The sequence below is a fragment of the Paenibacillus sp. F4 genome, assembly GCF_002894905.1.
In the GTDB taxonomy this organism is placed as follows: domain Bacteria; phylum Bacillota; class Bacilli; order Paenibacillales; family Paenibacillaceae; genus Paenibacillus; species Paenibacillus polymyxa_B.
On record NZ_POVS01000013.1, the window covers coordinates 410,228 to 427,291 of the forward strand.

At 41.1% G+C, this 17,064-nt stretch carries 27 protein-coding genes; 24 read left to right on the forward strand and 3 right to left on the reverse strand.

Features of this window, described 5'->3' with window-relative positions:
• Positions 1-42: 42 nt before the first annotated feature.
• The gene (locus tag C1T21_RS15110; protein ID WP_007430683.1) at positions 43-456 is read left to right on the forward strand and encodes a MerR family transcriptional regulator; all 414 of its coding nucleotides are present in this window, start codon (positions 43-45) and stop codon (positions 454-456) included.
• A gap of 117 nt (positions 457-573) precedes the next feature.
• Positions 574-1,902 (forward strand): type I glutamate--ammonia ligase, encoded by a 1,329-nt coding sequence (gene glnA / locus C1T21_RS15115; protein WP_013310575.1) that lies wholly within the window; start codon positions 574-576, stop codon positions 1,900-1,902.
• 105 nt (positions 1,903-2,007) lie between these two features.
• Here the strand turns inward: glnA and C1T21_RS15120 are convergent, their stop codons facing one another.
• Together C1T21_RS15120 and C1T21_RS15125 are read right to left on the reverse strand one after the other, a co-directional pair.
• Complete coding sequence (locus tag C1T21_RS15120; RefSeq protein WP_103048821.1) at positions 2,008-3,186, reverse strand: site-specific integrase; 1,179 nt, start codon at positions 3,184-3,186, stop codon at positions 2,008-2,010.
• Positions 3,187-3,323: 137 nt separating this feature from the next.
• Positions 3,324-4,112 carry a helix-turn-helix domain-containing protein gene (locus C1T21_RS15125; RefSeq protein ID WP_103048822.1) on the reverse strand — a complete coding sequence of 263 codons (789 nt, stop codon included), beginning with the start codon at positions 4,110-4,112 and terminating at the stop codon, positions 3,324-3,326.
• Between the two features lie 199 nt (positions 4,113-4,311).
• Between C1T21_RS15125 and C1T21_RS15130 the strand changes: the two genes are divergently transcribed.
• The 14 genes from C1T21_RS15130 to C1T21_RS15195 all read left to right on the forward strand — a co-directional run bounded on the left by C1T21_RS15130 (position 4,312) and on the right by C1T21_RS15195 (position 13,201).
• The gene (locus C1T21_RS15130; protein ID WP_103048823.1) at positions 4,312-4,536 is read left to right on the forward strand and encodes a helix-turn-helix domain-containing protein; all 225 of its coding nucleotides are present in this window, start codon (positions 4,312-4,314) and stop codon (positions 4,534-4,536) included.
• Between the two features lie 17 nt (positions 4,537-4,553).
• Positions 4,554-4,871, forward strand: a complete 318-nt coding sequence (locus tag C1T21_RS15135) for a hypothetical protein (protein WP_103048824.1) — start codon at positions 4,554-4,556, stop codon at positions 4,869-4,871.
• Positions 4,862-5,983, forward strand: coding sequence for a ParB N-terminal domain-containing protein (locus C1T21_RS15140; RefSeq protein ID WP_103048825.1), 1,122 nt, complete (start codon positions 4,862-4,864; stop codon positions 5,981-5,983). Before C1T21_RS15135 ends, C1T21_RS15140 begins: the two co-directional genes overlap by 10 nt.
• Positions 5,980-6,411: an ORF6C domain-containing protein gene (locus C1T21_RS15145; RefSeq protein ID WP_103048826.1), complete on the forward strand. Its 432-nt coding sequence runs from the start codon at positions 5,980-5,982 to the stop codon at positions 6,409-6,411. Before C1T21_RS15140 ends, C1T21_RS15145 begins: the two co-directional genes overlap by 4 nt.
• 105 nt (positions 6,412-6,516) lie before the next feature.
• Positions 6,517-6,885, forward strand: a complete 369-nt coding sequence (locus tag C1T21_RS15150) for a hypothetical protein (protein ID WP_103048827.1) — start codon at positions 6,517-6,519, stop codon at positions 6,883-6,885.
• Between the two features lie 5 nt (positions 6,886-6,890).
• The gene (locus C1T21_RS15155) at positions 6,891-7,274 is read left to right on the forward strand and encodes a hypothetical protein (RefSeq protein WP_258012469.1); all 384 of its coding nucleotides are present in this window, start codon (positions 6,891-6,893) and stop codon (positions 7,272-7,274) included.
• Positions 7,275-7,334: 60 nt separating this feature from the next.
• Complete coding sequence (locus C1T21_RS15160) at positions 7,335-8,495, forward strand: hypothetical protein (protein ID WP_103048829.1); 1,161 nt, start codon at positions 7,335-7,337, stop codon at positions 8,493-8,495.
• Complete coding sequence (locus C1T21_RS15165) at positions 8,488-8,910, forward strand: hypothetical protein (protein WP_103048830.1); 423 nt, start codon at positions 8,488-8,490, stop codon at positions 8,908-8,910. Before C1T21_RS15160 ends, C1T21_RS15165 begins: the two co-directional genes overlap by 8 nt.
• A 27-nt stretch (positions 8,911-8,937) precedes the next feature.
• Positions 8,938-9,969 carry a replication protein gene (locus C1T21_RS15170; RefSeq protein ID WP_103048831.1) on the forward strand — a complete coding sequence of 344 codons (1,032 nt, stop codon included), beginning with the start codon at positions 8,938-8,940 and terminating at the stop codon, positions 9,967-9,969.
• Between the two features lie 6 nt (positions 9,970-9,975).
• Positions 9,976-10,932, forward strand: a complete 957-nt coding sequence (gene dnaI, locus C1T21_RS15175) for a primosomal protein DnaI (RefSeq protein WP_103048832.1) — start codon at positions 9,976-9,978, stop codon at positions 10,930-10,932.
• Between the two features lie 131 nt (positions 10,933-11,063).
• Entirely contained in the window at positions 11,064-12,197 is a 1,134-nt protein-coding gene (dnaN, locus tag C1T21_RS15180) for a DNA polymerase III subunit beta (RefSeq protein ID WP_103048833.1), read from the forward strand.
• Entirely contained in the window at positions 12,194-12,712 is a 519-nt protein-coding gene (locus C1T21_RS15185; RefSeq protein ID WP_103048834.1) for a DUF1064 domain-containing protein, read from the forward strand. Before dnaN ends, C1T21_RS15185 begins: the two co-directional genes overlap by 4 nt.
• Positions 12,663-12,977 carry a hypothetical protein gene (locus C1T21_RS15190; protein ID WP_179085381.1) on the forward strand — a complete coding sequence of 105 codons (315 nt, stop codon included), beginning with the start codon at positions 12,663-12,665 and terminating at the stop codon, positions 12,975-12,977. The genes C1T21_RS15185 and C1T21_RS15190 overlap by 50 nt, the downstream gene beginning before the upstream one ends.
• Positions 12,974-13,201 (forward strand): hypothetical protein, encoded by a 228-nt coding sequence (locus C1T21_RS15195; RefSeq protein WP_076264681.1) that lies wholly within the window; start codon positions 12,974-12,976, stop codon positions 13,199-13,201. Before C1T21_RS15190 ends, C1T21_RS15195 begins: the two co-directional genes overlap by 4 nt.
• Positions 13,202-13,229: 28 nt before the next feature.
• Here C1T21_RS15195 and C1T21_RS15200 read toward each other — a convergent pair whose 3' ends face one another.
• Positions 13,230-13,439 (reverse strand): helix-turn-helix domain-containing protein, encoded by a 210-nt coding sequence (locus C1T21_RS15200; RefSeq protein ID WP_061829347.1) that lies wholly within the window; start codon positions 13,437-13,439, stop codon positions 13,230-13,232.
• A gap of 272 nt (positions 13,440-13,711) precedes the next feature.
• Here C1T21_RS15200 and C1T21_RS15205 point away from each other — a divergent pair, with 272 nt between their 5' ends.
• The 8 genes from C1T21_RS15205 to C1T21_RS15235 all read left to right on the forward strand — a co-directional run bounded on the left by C1T21_RS15205 (position 13,712) and on the right by C1T21_RS15235 (position 16,999).
• Positions 13,712-13,900: a hypothetical protein gene (locus tag C1T21_RS15205; protein WP_103048835.1), complete on the forward strand. Its 189-nt coding sequence runs from the start codon at positions 13,712-13,714 to the stop codon at positions 13,898-13,900.
• Positions 13,897-14,079, forward strand: a complete 183-nt coding sequence (locus tag C1T21_RS15210; protein ID WP_061829345.1) for a hypothetical protein — start codon at positions 13,897-13,899, stop codon at positions 14,077-14,079. The genes C1T21_RS15205 and C1T21_RS15210 overlap by 4 nt, the downstream gene beginning before the upstream one ends.
• Before the next feature lie 72 nt (positions 14,080-14,151).
• Positions 14,152-14,823: an HNH endonuclease gene (locus C1T21_RS15215; protein ID WP_103048836.1), complete on the forward strand. Its 672-nt coding sequence runs from the start codon at positions 14,152-14,154 to the stop codon at positions 14,821-14,823.
• A gap of 35 nt (positions 14,824-14,858) precedes the next feature.
• Positions 14,859-15,182: a hypothetical protein gene (locus C1T21_RS15220; protein WP_103048837.1), complete on the forward strand. Its 324-nt coding sequence runs from the start codon at positions 14,859-14,861 to the stop codon at positions 15,180-15,182.
• Positions 15,183-15,215: 33 nt separating this feature from the next.
• Entirely contained in the window at positions 15,216-15,383 is a 168-nt protein-coding gene (locus C1T21_RS27355) for a hypothetical protein (protein ID WP_180984592.1), read from the forward strand.
• 4 nt (positions 15,384-15,387) lie between these two features.
• On the forward strand, positions 15,388-16,128 hold the full coding sequence (locus C1T21_RS15225) for a DNA-methyltransferase (protein ID WP_103048838.1): 741 nt from the start codon (positions 15,388-15,390) through the stop codon (positions 16,126-16,128).
• Between the two features lie 32 nt (positions 16,129-16,160).
• Positions 16,161-16,475 (forward strand): zinc-finger domain-containing protein, encoded by a 315-nt coding sequence (locus tag C1T21_RS15230; RefSeq protein ID WP_103048839.1) that lies wholly within the window; start codon positions 16,161-16,163, stop codon positions 16,473-16,475.
• Complete coding sequence (locus C1T21_RS15235; RefSeq protein WP_258012470.1) at positions 16,472-16,999, forward strand: hypothetical protein; 528 nt, start codon at positions 16,472-16,474, stop codon at positions 16,997-16,999. The genes C1T21_RS15230 and C1T21_RS15235 overlap by 4 nt, the downstream gene beginning before the upstream one ends.
• The last annotated feature ends 65 nt before the right edge of the window (positions 17,000-17,064 follow it).

Below are 17,064 nucleotides of genomic sequence, written 5' to 3' on the forward strand. Positions count from 1 at the left end.
TACAATAAGGTGAATAATAGATCACTGGAAGGTTGATGACAAATGGGCGACGAAATTCGCAGAAATATGGCCTTATTTCCAATAGGTATTGTCATGAAGCTAACGGACTTGTCAGCACGTCAGATTCGTTATTATGAACAGCATAACTTGATAGTTCCTGCCCGTACATCGGGAAACCAACGTCTTTTTTCTTTTAATGACGTAGAGCGTCTGCTTGAAATTAAGGCGTTGATCGAGAAGGGTGTTAACATTGCGGGAATTAAACAAGTCATGAATCCGGTTACCAAGGAATCGGAGGAAGCTACGGTTATTACTGCAGATACGGAAGTCAAACGCCGTGAAATGTCCGATACTCAGCTTCACCGCTTGCTGAAACAACAACTTGTTGCAGGCAAAAGACCAGGACAGGTATCCCTAATCCAAGGCGAATTATCACGGTTCTTCAATAAGAGATAATGCTTTGACTTACCTCTTGGCATAAGGTCGCTTTACTTTAAAATCCGGTCTCATCATTTAAGTAATTTATAGAACAACCGATTCGTATATAGTCGTTATAGAAAGGGAGAGGTTAGAGTGAGTTATAGCAGAGAAGATATCCTTCGGATTGCGAAAGAAGAAAATGTTCGTTTTATTCGTTTGCAATTTACAGATTTGCTGGGCACTATTAAGAACGTTGAAATTCCGGTTAGTCAACTGGAAAAAGCATTGGATAATAAAATGATGTTTGACGGATCTTCCATAGAAGGTTATGTGCGTATTGAAGAATCTGATATGTATTTATATCCGGATTTGGACACTTGGGTTGTATTCCCTTGGGTAACCTCGGATCGTGTAGCTCGTTTGATCTGTGATATTTACAAGCCGGACGGAGTTCCTTTTGCAGGTGACCCGCGGGGCATCTTGAAACGTGTACTTAAGGAAGCAGAAGAGTTGGGATATACTTCGATGAATGTCGGACCAGAGCCTGAATTCTTCTTATTCAAAACGGATGAAAAAGGCGAGCCGACTACAGAACTGAATGACCAAGGCGGGTATTTTGACCTGGCTCCGATGGATCTGGGTGAAAACTGCCGTCGTGAAATTGTACTTAAGCTTGAAGAGATGGGCTTCGAAATTGAAGCATCTCATCATGAAGTTGCACCTGGTCAGCATGAGATTGACTTTAAATATGCAGATGCAATTAAAGCTGCCGACCAGATTCAAACGTTCAAGCTCGTTGTTAAGACGATTGCTCGTCAGCATGGTTTGCATGCTACCTTTATGCCAAAACCTTTGTTTGGTGTAAATGGCTCCGGTATGCACTGCAATCAATCGTTGTTTAAGGACAATGAAAACGTATTTTATGATGAAACGGACGAACTCGGATTAAGCCAGACGGCCCGCCACTATATGGCTGGTATTCTTAAACATGCACGTGCAATGGCAGCGATCACGAATCCAACGGTGAATTCTTACAAACGCCTCGTACCAGGTTATGAAGCGCCTTGTTATGTGGCTTGGTCTGCAAGCAATCGCAGTCCAATGATTCGGATTCCCGCGTCTCGTGGTCTGAGCACTCGCGTCGAAGTTCGTAACCCTGACCCAGCGGCGAATCCTTATCTGGCCTTGGCAGTGATGCTGAGAGCTGGTTTGGATGGTATCAAACGTCAGTTGGCTCTGCCAGCTCCGATTGATCGTAACATTTACGTAATGTCTGAGGAAGAGCGGATTGAAGAAGGCATTCCAAGTCTGCCAGCAGACTTGAAAGAAGCTTTGTCTGAGCTTATTCGGAGCGAAGTTATCTCTGACGCACTGGGCGACCATGCTCTAGCCTACTTCTATGAGCTTAAGGAAATTGAATGGGATATGTATCGCACACAGGTTCATCAGTGGGAACGTGATCAATATCTGACGCTGTATTAAAAGACATAAAGCCTTGGCATTGCTGGTTTTTCTAGCATGTCAGGGTTTTTCTTTTTAGTTCAAAGGTAAGTGGCTTTTCTACTTTGACCGCGATTTTGACCGCGACTAATTGATTTGGGGATAGTTCATATAAGCTGCATAATTATCTATGCTACGTACCTCAATAAATTCAGTAATATGAGCATAAATGTCGGCAGTGACTTCTATAGATGCATGACCTAATCTTTCTTGGACCTCTTTCATACTAGCTCCCGATTCCAGCATCAGAACAGCGTGAGTATGTCTTAGTCCATGGATTGTGATGTTCTTATCTATGCCTGCGTTTTTGCATATCCTTTTAAAAGCCCGTTGCAAAGTTGATTTCGCAAATGGTAGTCCGTCGCCCCGATTAAAAACTAATCCAAAATCATTCCTGTCTACTTGATCAAGTTGCAATTCGTCTTCTTTTTGTTTTACTATGTGGCTTTTCAGCTCTCTTGATAAATTTTCCGTTATAAGGATTTTTCTGTTTGAAGCGTTTGTTTTTGGTGGAGAAAAAATATTTTCATATTTCATTTCATCATATACTAATGTTTTGTTTACTATAATCCTTTTTTCATCAATGTTTACATCATCTCTTTGCAAAGCGAGAGCTTCCCCCTTCCTTAGACCAGTTTCAATCAGAGTTTTGAAAAAAATGTAGTATTTCCAATTGTCTACAAAGGCAGCATTTAAAAAATCAAACACTTCTTTTTTCGTAAGGTATTTCAAAGTATCAGGTGATTTAAGTTTATTGATATTTGGATCAGGTATAGTAATTTTGGAACAAGGATTTTTTTTAATTACTTCTAATTCCACAGCTTTATACATAGCACTCAACATGGTTGTATGAATAATCTCAACAGTTCTTTTACTACGTTTTGAAATCATTTCATTAATGAAATTTTGATATTGAGCATTGGTTAATTTAGTGACTTTTTCGAATCCTAAGTTTGGAACTAGATGGTTTTTTATATTATTTTTATGTTGTTTATAAGTGTTATTTCTTACAGTCTTTCTCTTATATATTTCTACCCAGTCTTCAAGAAATGTACTAATTAAAATGTTTTTACTCTCATTTATCAATGTTCCATCTTGTAAATGAACCTCTAATTCATCAGCGGCCAACTTAGCTTCGGATTTAGAAGCAAATCCTCTTCGTGTTGTATTTGTCCTCTTCCCTGTTTTGGGATCGACTCCGGTATCAATTTTAAACATCCAGAGTGTTCCTTTTGTCTTTGTTTTGTATTTTTTAAACGATGCCATACTAAAACTCTCCTCTTAATAGATTGAGAAAATAACCATATATCCTCCTTTCTAGAATGTATGTTCGGTTTTATTTGTATAGGAAATAGCTTTTCAGCTATAAACCTAAAAAGTAGAAGTGATTTTTTTGTTTAACGTTAGAAATCATTTTTGAGGTCTTTTTTCTCTTGGTCAATTAATGCTTCAGCATATCCTAAGATTCGTTGTTTCAACTCATTTGTTATTAACTTTCCGTTAAACTTTATTTCAGGTTGATTAAGGAATTTTTCTAAATCTTTAGTATCGTTTAATGAAATTTTCTTGGCAGCATCTTCAATTGAGTTTGAAGATTTCGATAAATTATGTCGTTTAGATATCTTTGTTAACTCATTTAAAATCGATTCTTTTTGTTCGAAATTTAATTTTTCTAAAATAACATCTTTCAGAATAGCGAAGTTGCACACTAAATTAAAAGTATCTTGAGTGAGTTCTATAAGAGTGTCAGGATCGTTTTCATATTCAACTAAACCTTTCTTATATAATTCGTAAAAAGCGCTAGTTTCATCATTAATCTCAATCGAACTAAAAATTGTATACAATTCTTTATGAAGGAATGATAAAAAATTACCGTTTTCATCTACAAGTAAACGTGCTACCTGTTTAATTTTTTCGTCAAGGTAAAGATTCGAATCATGATCATCAATCTTGATTAATACATCATCATCATTCACGTCGATGTGTCCAGCAATTATCATTAATTCATTAAAGGATATATCTAAAGCTGAAGAAATTTTCTTTAACGTATCAGGTTTTGGTACATTTCGTTTACCCGTCTCAATTCTTGACAATTGGGCGATACTTATCCCCGATATTTTTGAAACATCCGTTAATGTTAGCCCCTTGCTATCACGTACATGCTTAATCCAAATGCCAAGTTCGTTTGACACTACAACTCCACCTTTTTTCTTATTGGTAACATAATAACATCATTTTACCTAGAGGTAAATATTTAGTTAGGATTATTAAGGAAACAGATGAAATTAAGCGTATTAGCTAATTTTATACTGGAAAACGGCGATAAATAAATTTTACCAAAAGGAAAAGAAGTAGTATTATTTGCCTGTAGGGAAAGAGAGGAGCTTTTCAATGACCAATACTTTAGGTGTGTATTTAAAAAACCGCAGAAAAAAGAAAGGTCTAAACCTAATTGAGTTGTCAGAATTATCTGGAATTAGTATTGCTCAAATTTCAAGAATTGAAACTGGAAAGAGAGGAACGCCTAAACCAGATACAATAAAAAAATTTTCATACGCTTTGGACTTAAGTTATGAAGATTTAATGATAAGAGCTGGACATTTAGAAAAACAATAATGAGAAGGAATGATTAAATGGAAACAACAATGAATGTTCATATTCCTGAGATCGACAAGTATGTACAGGAACTTGTTAAGAAGGCTTATGAGTTAGGAGTGGAAGAAGGAAGAAAAAAATACAGCTTCCCCACATTGCTCACCAAAAATAACCTTAAAGAAATTCTACAAGTTGAGCTTTCGGCAGTGAATAAAATCGTAGATATTCCAACATTTCCGAAGTTCAAGCAAATAAGAGCAAGATATCCAAGAGATCATGTTTTCACTTGGATCAACGATAATTCTTCCACTCTTAAAGATAACTCATTAAAGAAAGGAGAAAAAACTTGCAAATAGATATAAACATGATCAAAGTCAGTAATCGAATCCGTAAGGATTTTGGCGGGATAGAAGAACTGGCTCGAGATATTAAACAGAATGGACTCATTAACCCTATTGTAGTAACACCGGATTATCAGTTGATTGCTGGAGAGCGGCGGTTGAGAGCGCACCAGTTCCTTGGACGCTCAGAAGTGACGGTAAGAGTTATGGAAATCAAGGATTTTGAGCATCAACTTCAGCTTGAGATTTCCGAGAATGAACATCGTAAGGAGTTCACTTTTTCCGAGCGAGTAGAATGGGCGCGGCGACTTGAAGAGGTAGAACGTTTGAAGGCCAAAGAGCGCATGTCTGGAGGTACGGGAAATTTTCCTGACCAACCTACCGGACAAGTTCGGGATATTGTAGCGAATCAGGCAGGCTTTGGCTCTGGCAGGCAGTACGACAAAGCTAAGTTTATTGCGGAAAATGCTACTCCTGAAATCATTCAGCAGCTTGATGAAGGCTTGATTAGCACTCACAAGGCATTTGTAGAAACCAAAGCTCGGCTCGAAGCTGCTGTGCGTGAGGCAGAGGAAAGAGCAGAGCAGGCAGAACGGGACAAGCTTGAGTTACAAAGACAGTACAAAGATGCCATTCCTGCGGATCAACTTGAGGATGCCGTTTCCGCGGCTGTAGAGCGTCATGAGGAAGAAACAGGCATTTTCATTCGTCAAAAGGAAAAAGAAGCGGAAGCGCAGCTCAAGCAACGCGATGAATATTGGAAAAACAAGCTTAATGATGATTTGGAAAAAGAACGTTTAAAAGTTGAACAATTGAAGAGTGGTTACCAGAGAGCTAAAGAAGAACTGGAGGCTATCAAACTTCAACAGCCTGACGATTTTAACGATCAGCAGGCCGCAGCACAAATGAAGAAGCTCCGATTCGAGGCAGATAGCAACACAATCCAGGTAAGCATCCATGTGAAGCAGTTTCTACAAAAAGTCGGAATTACTTCATTCATGCTGGGTGCAATAGGTAGTGCTAGTAGCTCTGAAAAGAAGCGGTTGTCCGAAAGCTTGGACATGCTGGAAGCCTTTGTTGAACAGATTCGACCAGCCGTGAACGGCAGGAAGGCGGTAGAGAAATGACATTAATTAATCCTAATCAGCAGCCTGATTTTTTGTCTGTTGTCGAAAAGCAGATGCAGCTTACGGAGGCTCAAGGTATGGCAATTCGTGGCCTTGTGGACGGTATCAAGCAAATGCATTTGGATGTCACTGAAAAAGTGGAAGAAGTTAAGATGATGGTTCAAGAGGTTCGGGATAGCGTGACGCTTACAGATGCTGAATGCTATCAGTTACAGGATGCAGTAAGAATCAGGTCCATTACTCTCACAAAAGATCGTTACAAGGAGACAGATGGAAAATTTAACGAAACGGTCGGGAAATATCGCCGCATGATTTGGAGTAAGTTGAAAGTTTTGTTCTCAGTTGCAAAGTACAGTCACATCCGGCGCATAGATTTTGATGATTCCATTTACTTCGTTAAAGAGTTTCGTCCAGAAGACTACATTTAAAGGGGAGTTGGCTATGACGCTTGAACAATTGGCTGAGTTGTGGTCTAAGAATTCTTTGCAGCACGCCATTATCGTTCGTAATATCCAGCGTGAGGCGAAGGCAAAATGAGTTACCAAACTCAAACCACTTATTCAATTCCAATCGTGGATGATGAAGGCATCAAGTTTACATTGGATCAACCAGCAGATTCACTTATATTCGCTGTACTACTCATGCATCGGAAGTTGAATTGTCAACATGCAGTAGATACTGAGATGCTGAAGTTAACCGAACAAGATAAGAAAAGGCTTGCTCTTCAAAAGGAAAAGGAACTTAATGAACAAAAACTTCAAGGCATTTATAAAACTCAATATGCAATTACAGATAGTCTATGGCCTAATCATGTGTGCATCAAAAAAATGAAGCCTTTGAAAGAACAAGAAAAACGATTAAAAGATAAGATATCCGAACTTGAAGCGGAGATATGGAGCTGAGAGAGTTGGACGAGCATAAACAATCTAGGGTGCTTAGAGCGCAATTACGTGAGTTATATGAGGATAGCATTGACGCTGTGAAATTTGGATTACCTAATGACGAAATTCATGCCCAAATAGATTTACTAACTGCTCAATTAAGTAAGCTGGAGAAATTTAAAAATGAAGAATATGAAGGCCTTGAAGCTCCTAAACCATCGGGATACAAAATATCCGGTAAAGGGATAGGTATCTGCGAGCATTGTGGGAAAGAAGTCTTTGCAGGCCAAAAGTTTCCTAATCCAAAAGAAGAAGGACTTTTCTGTAATTACTATTGCCGTAAGTTATACCGCAAAAGAAAAGACAGAGAAGCCCTGACAAACAATCGTGCTACCAACACGATCATTTAAGAATCAATTCAACGGAAGTATATCACAAGATTTTGAAAATGAAAACAGGAGGCCTGTCTTATGAGAGGAGACAAGGATTTTAGCATCTGGAATACAAGCATAGCTGTAAGAGGCGATAAAGAAATATCTCATCCTACCTTTTTACGGATGTTAGACATGATGAGAAATAGAGGTTTTGTCGTTGGATCAGATCCACAAATAGACCGTGACTATCCTATTCTTTCGAAGGATCGTTTTGCTGGCAACAAGGGAGAACTTCTGTTTGTTGGTGAAAAATATAATTGTGGTGCAAAACTTGAATTCTATCAAGAAATTAATGTAGAGAACCCAAACGGCGGTAGATATGACTTTAACAAATTTGAAAAGATGCCTTATCTACTCCAAAAGCGGTTTCTAGTTGAAGTCAGATATATGGAACAATTTTTACTGGAGGAAGGATTTACTTGTGACTCTGAACCAGTACTAAAAACGTCATACGATAAGGTGTTTCATGAGCTTAATTCACCAAGCAGACACTGGAGTTCAGAAAATCTTCCTGATTATAACGCTCTCGATAAAGATGGGATACGGATTAATAACGGCGAAGTGAAATATTTCAGAGGCAGAAAAGGAACGTTGATGCGCGGGACCGTCTACCACAATATCAATAATATGTGGTGGGTCATAGTTAATAAAGACTACTATACCAACCTGGCAAGTTTCGAATTGTTTGACCTTGCTACAAAACCCGAAAACAGTCTTAGAAAACTGACGAAGAGATCAGGTCATCACAACCCAAAATCCAGATTCATTCCTAGTGAGGCTAATTTAAAGGAGTGGAATACAGCAGCTAAAAAAGCTGGGAAAGACGGAAGGATTAAGTTAGCGAATAGCGTGCTGGATTACTTATATGAAATCAACTGGACCTGTCGTAAATTCCAGTTCTTTAAAAAAGATAATGGCCGACTTAGTCTGATGGAAACCGAAGGGAACCCATATTTCTTAGGCCACAGACTGGGTGAGAAAAAGTATGATCCACCTCGAATTATGTCTCTCTACACTCGTTCACTGGCTATGTCGAGTACAGAATCGTCCTGGGTTAAAGGTTTACGGGATTACGTCACAGGCGGTAAGCCAACTATTTCAAAATGGTTCTGCCAGGATGGAAATGGCGAAGGTGGACAAGCACACCTTTGGCCTGAGGTTAGAGAACGATTACTCCATATAGGAGCGCATGTATAAAAAAGGAGTGGCTGCATTGTCTCTACAAAAACAATATACGCTCGGAGAGCTTTATAGTCTTGCGGATCAATGCAGCCATGATTACCCTGCTACACTGGCACGTAAGATTGAATTACTGACCGAAGTCCAGATTCTCCTGGGGCGTAAGGCAGCTGAGGCCGTAAGGGATTATAAGAAGAAATATGCTGAGAGGAAACGCGTTTATGCTGAAGCATATATTGCAGCAAAGAACCTAAGGGAGCAGCGTGCGGAATTGGCGGTAATTGAACTTCGCATTCAAGAAGCAGATGCAGAAGCTGATAAAGTCCGCTGGAATAATGCTGTAGAAAGTAATGACCAGGTAATAAACTCTTTAAAATACAGCTTAAAGGTTCTGCTAGCGGAGTTTGGAAACAACGCCAGCGGGACTAGATAGTATTCAGAAAGTTCCGGGGTGAGGTGAGTGGTAAGTCCCCAATTAAAAGATGGTTTCATAGGAATAGCCAACAGCATTTGGGATGAGATCATAAGCCGAAAGTTTACTGAGAGGCAGCAAAAGATATTAAAACTCATTTTGCGGCTTTCCTACGGATGCCAGAAGAAAAGTGCAACAATCCCTCTACTAACTAATTTTGAGCTGTGTGGTGTACGTATACAGGACGCTAAGAAGGAAATTACCTATCTGAAGCAGTGCAAGGTAATAGAGTGGGATGGTAAGCAAATTTATTCTCTCAATAAAAATTATGATGAATGGCGTGTAAGCCTCGTTAAAGAATGGAGCGAGGAAAAATTCAAAGAACTGATTTCATTAAATCTTGCCAGAAATAAAGTTACGAAAAGTGTAAGTGAACAGGCGGGTGATGGAGTGGAAAGTTACGAAAAGTGTAAGTCAGGAGTTACGAAAAGTGTAAGTGACGACTTACGAAAAGTGGAAGTCAAAGAGGATGAAAACCCTTGTGGCAGTAAGGACGAAGGCACTCCTAAAGACAGGTTTAAAGACAATATTAAAGACAGTAGTTGTTGTTTAACTGAACAATCTGACATTTCACAATCCGAACAGGAAAACCAAGATACCGTTCTTGCCGAAGCAGATGCCGACTCTGATCGGGTAGTTTCCTCAACGGAATACCGAAATCAAATTGCCAAAAAGTATCTTCAGCGCAGAGGCAAGGGCCTTGAAATAACGATGAATGATGAATCTGTCGTGAATGATTTCGCAACTGCCAGGATACCGCTCCGAACAGTGCTGGATGGGATTGATCAGTCTTTCGATAATTTTAAAGCGAAAAATAAATGGGATGAGATACGGAGCCTTAGTTATTGCGCAACTATTGTGTATTCCTTACATGCAAATAGGGAAGCTGCTGGAAAAAATCAAGGGGGTGAAAGTACTTTGCCTGATAAAGCTGAACCACAAGATGTGACACCAAGTGAGTACACAGAAGCAGACATTGCGGATATGCTTGCAAAACTGAGGGCTAAACAGGGAGGTTAATGCCATATGGAGAGCTTCGGTAAAGAACTAAAGGCATTAGTACCCGCTGGTTTTGCCATAAGACAGTCTGCGGTGCTGGAACGTCTAGCAAACCATCCTGAGGTTCAGCGATTAAAAAGTGAATTTCCTGACCGAACCAAGGATCTGACCGAACCAAAACGATATAGAGATTTGTCACAGCATATATCCTATTGCGATAAATGCAGCGAGTGTCCAGGGTTGCTTGCTTGCCAAAACGAACAGAAGGGGCATACAAGTGTTGCAGAACCTAGCCCGACCAAAGGTGATGAACTGGTCTTCCGACTTCAAAAATGCCCATTGCTGGTCACTCACGAAAGAGAGCAAGGAATAGGTGAGAGGATCAGGAGCCATTACATCCCGGCTCACATCCTGAATGCCACCTTCGAAGACATTGAACCTGACCCGCAGCGGATATCTGCAATTGCAGCGGCAATAAGCTTCTGTGATGAATTTGTTCCCGGAGAAACGACAACAGGACTATACTTTTACGGTCAAATGGGTGTAGGCAAAAGCAGGATCGTTGGAGCCATTGCCCAAGAGTTGGCTAAGCGTGACGTAAGCGTACTGATGGTCTATGTTCCTGATTTTCTACTGGAGATCAAGGATGCGATTGGATCAAAGACAGAGAGCGTTGAAAGCAAGCTTGATGCTTTGAGGACAGTTCCTGTGTTGATATTGGACGATATTGGAGCAGAGTCATTAACGACTTGGACAAGGGATGAAGTTTTAGGACCTATACTTCAGCGACGTATGGAACGCCTAACGACGATCTACACATCTAATTTAACAATGAGTGAGTTGAAACAGCACTTGGCGAATGTGAAAGATAGCAAGCCGAGCGAACAGAAACAGAATGACAAAAAAGCGGCCCGGATAATTGAGCGAATAGAACCATTTGTAAAAATACTGCCAGTAGGCGGACGGAATAGACGCAGGGGGTAAGCATATGTGCAGAACATGTGGGGGCAGTAAGGTAGCATACAGTTTCATTGGCTCCATGATGACATTAGGTCCATGTCCAGAATGCAATCCAAACGCCAAGAAGGAAGCGGTAAAGGAGGAGGTCAGAGATTATGAATATAGTAGTGGACAGTGCTTTACTGGTTGAAGCTCTGGAAGATGCCAGCAAAGCTATTTCAGCTAAAAGTATCATGCCAATACTCGGTTGCTTCTTAATCGAAGCTAACAACAAGGGGCTAACAGTAACAGGAACTGATGATAGGGCCACGATACAATCGTATATTTTCGAGGAACATGTTCAAATTGAACGGAATGGCAGAGTAGTTCTGCCTAAACTGTGCTTGGAAATGCTCAAGAAAATTAACGGGGATGTCCGAATTGAATCTAATGCTGGTTTCAATGTGATTATCACATCACAGAATAAAGAAATCGAAATGGCTGGGTTAGATCCAGAAGAATTCCCTTTGCCTCCCACGATTGCTGAAAATGAACATATTGAGATATCAGGAAAAGATTTAAAGGGTTTATTCAAAAAGGTTGTTTTTGCAGCAAATATTGACGCGAAAGACTTGCCGATCATAACAGGCGCCAATGTTTATCTCAAAGACGGAAAAGTAGGAATGCAAGCTACTAATCGGCATCGGCTATCAAAAACCGAAAAAGATATTGCGTCAGGCGAATTCGGAAATGCTGTAATCGAAGCAAGAGGTCTTGTGGAGCTTCAAAAGATCATAACGGATAAGGATAATGTAGAATTCGGATTCTCGAAGTCTGATGATGGTCAAGTGGTATATGCGTTTGCTCGGACGGAGAGGTTTACATTTTATTCACGCGTTCTAGAGGGTGTCTATCCAGACACGCAGCTAATGAGCGCTGTACCGGAAGGTACTACAAAAGTCGAGGTAAATAAACGGGAACTTTTGGATTCCATTGAACTCATCTATACTCTGGCAAAAGAAGAAAAGAGTAATATGATTAGGCTGGACATTGCTGAGAAAGAAGTAAGCATTCGAGGTAAAGGGAAACAAACGGGTAAGGCAAGTGAAAGTATTGTTCCTATCAATTTTACTGGTCAGGATTTTACAATCGCTTTAAATGCTAAATATGCAATGGATGCTCTGAAAGCTTTGGATGGAGAACGAGTAACACTGATCTTTTCCGGGAAAATGCAGCCTATTTTCTTTCTAAGCGGCGAGGATAAGCAAAGCATTCATGTTGTGTTACCGTATAGGACGGTAGATGCATGAGTAAGTACAATGCCAAAAAAGTCATTGTAACAGCCGATGGAACTCTATTTGAGGAATGGTTGGTAAAGAAATATAACCTTGATGTAACTGGTATTCGCTTCGACAGCAAAGTGGAAGGAGAGTACTATCAGGAATTGCTCTTGCTGAAGCAGCTGGGGGAAATAAAGGATTTTGTCTGTCAGCCCAAATACGTCTTACAGGAAAGCCCGAAGGTGACCTACATTGCAGATTTCCTTGTTACTGATCTTGACGGAAGCCAGCGAGTAATTGACATAAAGGGAGTTGAAACGGCTGCCTTTAGAGTGAAGTTGAAGCTTTTCCTACTAAAATACCCGACTTTACCAATTGAAATACTGGTAAAGCGGCGTGGCGAATTTATCCCAACACAGCAGGCCAAGAAAGAACGGGCAGATCGAAAGCGAACAATCAATAAATTAGTAAAACGAGCCGAAGGAGAGATTAAAAATGTCAGAACTGGCCGGAATAAAAGTCAGATTCACCGTAATCAAAAATGAGGATGCTGAGAATTACCTTGATGATCGGGATAAAAGTGAGTTGTCCCGCATTCTTTGGAAAATCCAAGAGTTGCGACATCTGAATGGAAAGCCAGCTTTAAATACCTATCTGGTAGTTAACACCGACGAAACATATGCGGCTGATATAGTCCGCATCATGCAGGCTAATAACCATTGGGGACCAGTGATTGACCCTAATCAGGCGGAGTTGAAGTATGACGGAGATATGCTTATTCTACCGGAGACGGAGGAGGCGATTAAATGAAGCACTCTCAAAATGAAATTGAACGTCCAGAAGTAACACAACGGATCATAGAATTGCTGGACAAGCAAAACGAGAAAGGTCTAAAGAAGTATGGAACCACCATAGACCAGGTATCCGATCAATCATATGACTGGAAACTCATGGCCTTGGAAGAGGCAGCTGATTTGATTCAATACCTTCAGAAAGAAGTCATTCGACTCGAAAGGTTGCTAAACCCGATCTAAGAGGAAAACAAAAGGAGCATAGAGGTCCTTAATCCTCTTGCTCCTCAGTAATAAACAAATCTTCAATGGTAACATCTAGCGCTTTAGCGATAGCAAATAAATGCCAGGCTTCATGGCGACTATTTTTATCAAATCTACTAATTGAACCTTGTGGAATTCCAGTCATTTCAGACAATTCCATTTGAATGATACCTTTCTTTTTTAACAAAGGCGTCAAATTCGGTTTCACTTTAAGCAATGCAATTCACCTCTCAGTCGAATTATACGATACCGAATATTTATTAGCAATATGCATTGACTCTATATTCGATATCGTATATTATTAGGTCAAGAACTACAATTCGATATACGATATGGAATAAAATATTCAAGTCCACAGCATTGCGGAGATTCTCAGGTGAGATTGATACAAGCCAAATGATCAACTCAGGAAACTTTTCCTACGCTCTACATTGTATCCGAACGAGCAACATTGTACTGGAACCAAAAAACGTAATGGAGGCATGGTGTATGACAGAACAAGAAATGGATGAGTTCACTACAGCATTGGTGGAACGTTACGTAGATATACAGAAGTTCGCTTCAGTTAACAGTCAATTATTGAACATATGGGATGAGGTAATTGATACCTTACCGCCTAAAATAAAGGGTGATTTTCAAGAGAAATATAATCGCCGCATAAGGGAGGGGAGCTTGTGAAAAAGCTCGATTTAAACAAGCTCGAAGATGAGCCTGTTGAGGTCCAGCAGGCTGTAGCTTTCTACGCATCACATACGATAAATAAAGTGCGTGTAACAACGGAAGAAAGGTATAAACATTATTCCGTTTTAGAGGAAGTGGGGTTGCTAAAACCTCTAAAATCCGTAGTGGAGCCGTAGTGGTTTAGGCTCAAAATATAAGCATAAGCAAAGGAAAAACGAATTTGAATTATCGGAAAGGTGGCGAGGGGAATGTCCCATCAAACATTTTGGAAACCGGAGAAAAAGCCAAGGCAAAAGAAGGCTTACAGCAGCCTTGGACAACGGAAAAAGGATAAAAAACCTGTTCCTGAATGGAAGAAAGATATCCTCTCTCACCACCAGTCACGGCCTAATACCAAGGAGCGTGGAGAATTCCCGAAAGATGTAATTGCGGAACTGATTGCTGATTCAAACGGAATCTGTGAATGTTGCAAAGCCGCCGAAGCCACGACTACTCATCACGTTTATCCGCGTGGGCGAAAAGGGCGAGGAGTCAAGACAAACGGACTGCGGCTCTGCTGGCCTTGCCATGATCGGATACAAATAAATGAAGAACTCCTTCAATTTTGGATATCGGCATTCCGTGATAAATACGGCGATTACTTTTGGTTCGATGAACAGGATTGGGAAGAGCACAACCGTAAACTGGCGGCGCGGCAGCGTGTGGAATTCGATAAAAATGAACGCTTGAACAGCATAAAGCCAGTCATTGAACTGATTACTTCAGCGGCAGGACGAACTTTGAAAGCTAGGGAAGTGCGTTTGTTGGAAGCAATGGATGATAAAGAAATGCTTGTTTTTACAAATATGATATCTGATGCCTTGAACAATTTTAGTAAGCCGGCTCCATCTTATGGTTATGGAGAGCGTTTTGAGGATTAAATCTATAGCCCCCAAGGGCAGAGAGGACGTAACACATGGATAAAGCAATTTTAACCCAAGCGCAGGTAGAGTCGATTGAAAGCAAAATTAAAAACCATTCATGGGAACGAGTTATAAGGGATTTCGTAACTGCGACAAAAGAAAACGGGGCGTTGGATGGCATCACATTAGTTATGTTAAACCGCGCTTTATACATCGGCTACGAAGTGCAACTAACGATGGAAGAACAGATGCTTGCACATTTCAAAGAACCAAAAGGTTATTTAGCGGAATATGACACGGAGGACGTAATTTATCGAAAAGGTATGGCGAAAGCTCTTGAAATAGCAGGCATTAAAGTACCCGGTATTAACGCTTAAGCCCCATAGGGGACAAGAAGGAGGGGCAACACAATGAAAATACAAATCGAATCTCTAAAGGCCAAGCACATTAACTTTTCAGAACCCGTGCAAGTGAAGTCTATTAACTTCGAGGCAGAAACGTTCACTTGGATGCTATATAGCAGTGAGCAGACTGACACTTTTGATTATGTTGAACATTGGGAAGCCGAGGATGTCTAAACCAATGCTGAACCAAATAATCAATGCGGATTGCTTCGATATTTTTCCTGGCATACCTGAAGGTAGTGTAGACATGATCCTGTGTGACCTGCCGTTCGGCACTACGAAAAGCCCATGGGATGCAGTTCTGCCGTTTGCCCCTCTATGGCGGCATTACGAACGGATCATAAAGGATAATGGAGCGATTGTCCTGTTTGCCAAGGCGCCATTTGATAAGACGTTGGCAGCCAGCAATCTCAAGCTATTCAGATATGAGTGGATTTGGGAGAAAAATAAGGCGACCGGACATTTGAACTCAGGAGTCATGCCGCTGCAGGCTCATGAAAATATCTTAGTGTTTTATAAGCGGCCTCCTACTTACAATCCACAATTAACATCGGGACATAAGCCCATGAACAAGGCGACAAATAACCATAAATCAACTGTGTATGGCTCTGGAACACCTTGGTCAAATGAAGCAGGTAAGACGGACAGGCTGCCCCGTAGCGTGCTGTATTTTCCGGTAGTGAACAATGACGACCCGGAGCGAATACACCCGAATCAGAAGCCCGTGGAGATGTGTGAATACCTTATACGCACCTACACGAATGAAGGTGAAACGGTGCTGGACAATTGCGGAGGTAGTTGCGTCACAGCTGCAGCAGCTATTCGTACCAACCGTAAATACATTGTCATTGAACGGGACAAGGCTTTTGCTGAAGCTGGCATGAAGCGTATAGAGAATATGCAATTAACGCTATTTTAGGAGGGGCAACCCTCCATAAGGGGGAGAGACACATGAACCGGATAGATGCAGTTATAGCAATTGCCGATCTATTGGACCAAAAGTGTTCCGGCTGCACGACACGGGATGAATTTAACAAAAAGTATGGCAACGTAACATCCAAGCTGGACAAGCACTGTAAAACCAACTGTCCTGTGGGAAAGCAGCTCCAAGACTACGGAAGGCATCTCGGCAGAAAGGGCGATGAACATGGAACGGATTATCTACGTCGCCGGAGTCAACCGGAAACACCTTGCAGAGCAGGCCAGCACTGTTCCGTATTGGCTCCTGAGCGCGACCTTGCTGCGGAAATACCCGTCTTGGCTTGAGCCATACATGCGTAATCGTGATATGGGACCCTGGGACGTTCACGGAGGATTGTATTAGCTACCAAGGCTATCGTGCTTATATCGACCGTAATGTTAAATCCCGACACCAATACATGCAGTATGACGAGATTGGCAACCCGGAAGCTACAGCATGGTATTTACAGGATATGAGGCGGCGCGGATACAGTCCGGTTCCCATCTTGCAACCTGGCGGAGATACGGAGTTACTGCAAACGGAACAACTGGTATTCATCGGCGGGACCGTGCGAATGTCTGAGGAAGAACGCATTCGTTACCTTGATGGCTTGCTGTGCGGCCCTGTCAGAGCTCGCGTGCATCTGTTAGGAATGATGCTGCCCAAATGGTTTGCCCCATACAACGCTGCTATGCAGGGAGATAATACGAGTTGGATACCACGGAGCGAATGGAATCGGCGTAAGACAGTAGCCGAATGGATGCAGGAATACGGCAAGCAATGGATACCAGCCGAGCCAAGGCGATCAGTGCAATTAACACTATTTTAGGGGCATCCCCTATACCAAAGGAGAGATAAGAAATGGATATGAACTTAATCATTAATAACCAATTG

Bases quoted from the DNA above. Each gene is read 5' to 3' on its own strand.
- C1T21_RS15110 (WP_007430683.1), top strand. From the start codon at position 43: ATGGGCGACGAAATTCGCAGAAATATGGCCTTATTTCCAATAGGTATT.
- C1T21_RS15215 (WP_103048836.1), top strand. From the start codon at position 14,152: ATGTCCCATCAAACATTTTGGAAACCGGAGAAAAAGCCAAGGCAAAAG.
- C1T21_RS15225 (WP_103048838.1), top strand. From the start codon at position 15,388: ATGCTGAACCAAATAATCAATGCGGATTGCTTCGATATTTTTCCTGGC.
- C1T21_RS15185 (WP_103048834.1), top strand. From the start codon at position 12,194: ATGAGTAAGTACAATGCCAAAAAAGTCATTGTAACAGCCGATGGAACT.
- C1T21_RS15160 (WP_103048829.1), top strand. From the start codon at position 7,335: ATGAGAGGAGACAAGGATTTTAGCATCTGGAATACAAGCATAGCTGTA.
- C1T21_RS15230 (WP_103048839.1), top strand. From the start codon at position 16,161: ATGAACCGGATAGATGCAGTTATAGCAATTGCCGATCTATTGGACCAA.
- C1T21_RS15150 (WP_103048827.1), top strand. From the start codon at position 6,517: ATGAGTTACCAAACTCAAACCACTTATTCAATTCCAATCGTGGATGAT.
- C1T21_RS15145 (WP_103048826.1), top strand. From the start codon at position 5,980: ATGACATTAATTAATCCTAATCAGCAGCCTGATTTTTTGTCTGTTGTC.
- C1T21_RS15195 (WP_076264681.1), top strand. From the start codon at position 12,974: ATGAAGCACTCTCAAAATGAAATTGAACGTCCAGAAGTAACACAACGG.
- C1T21_RS15135 (WP_103048824.1), top strand. From the start codon at position 4,554: ATGGAAACAACAATGAATGTTCATATTCCTGAGATCGACAAGTATGTA.
- C1T21_RS27355 (WP_180984592.1), top strand. From the start codon at position 15,216: ATGAAAATACAAATCGAATCTCTAAAGGCCAAGCACATTAACTTTTCA.
- C1T21_RS15220 (WP_103048837.1), top strand. From the start codon at position 14,859: ATGGATAAAGCAATTTTAACCCAAGCGCAGGTAGAGTCGATTGAAAGC.
- C1T21_RS15190 (WP_179085381.1), top strand. From the start codon at position 12,663: ATGTCAGAACTGGCCGGAATAAAAGTCAGATTCACCGTAATCAAAAAT.
- dnaN (WP_103048833.1), top strand. From the start codon at position 11,064: ATGAATATAGTAGTGGACAGTGCTTTACTGGTTGAAGCTCTGGAAGAT.
- dnaI (WP_103048832.1), top strand. From the start codon at position 9,976: ATGGAGAGCTTCGGTAAAGAACTAAAGGCATTAGTACCCGCTGGTTTT.
- C1T21_RS15130 (WP_103048823.1), top strand. From the start codon at position 4,312: ATGACCAATACTTTAGGTGTGTATTTAAAAAACCGCAGAAAAAAGAAA.
- C1T21_RS15120 (WP_103048821.1), bottom strand. From the start codon at position 3,186: ATGGCATCGTTTAAAAAATACAAAACAAAGACAAAAGGAACACTCTGG.
- C1T21_RS15165 (WP_103048830.1), top strand. From the start codon at position 8,488: ATGTATAAAAAAGGAGTGGCTGCATTGTCTCTACAAAAACAATATACG.
- C1T21_RS15205 (WP_103048835.1), top strand. From the start codon at position 13,712: ATGACAGAACAAGAAATGGATGAGTTCACTACAGCATTGGTGGAACGT.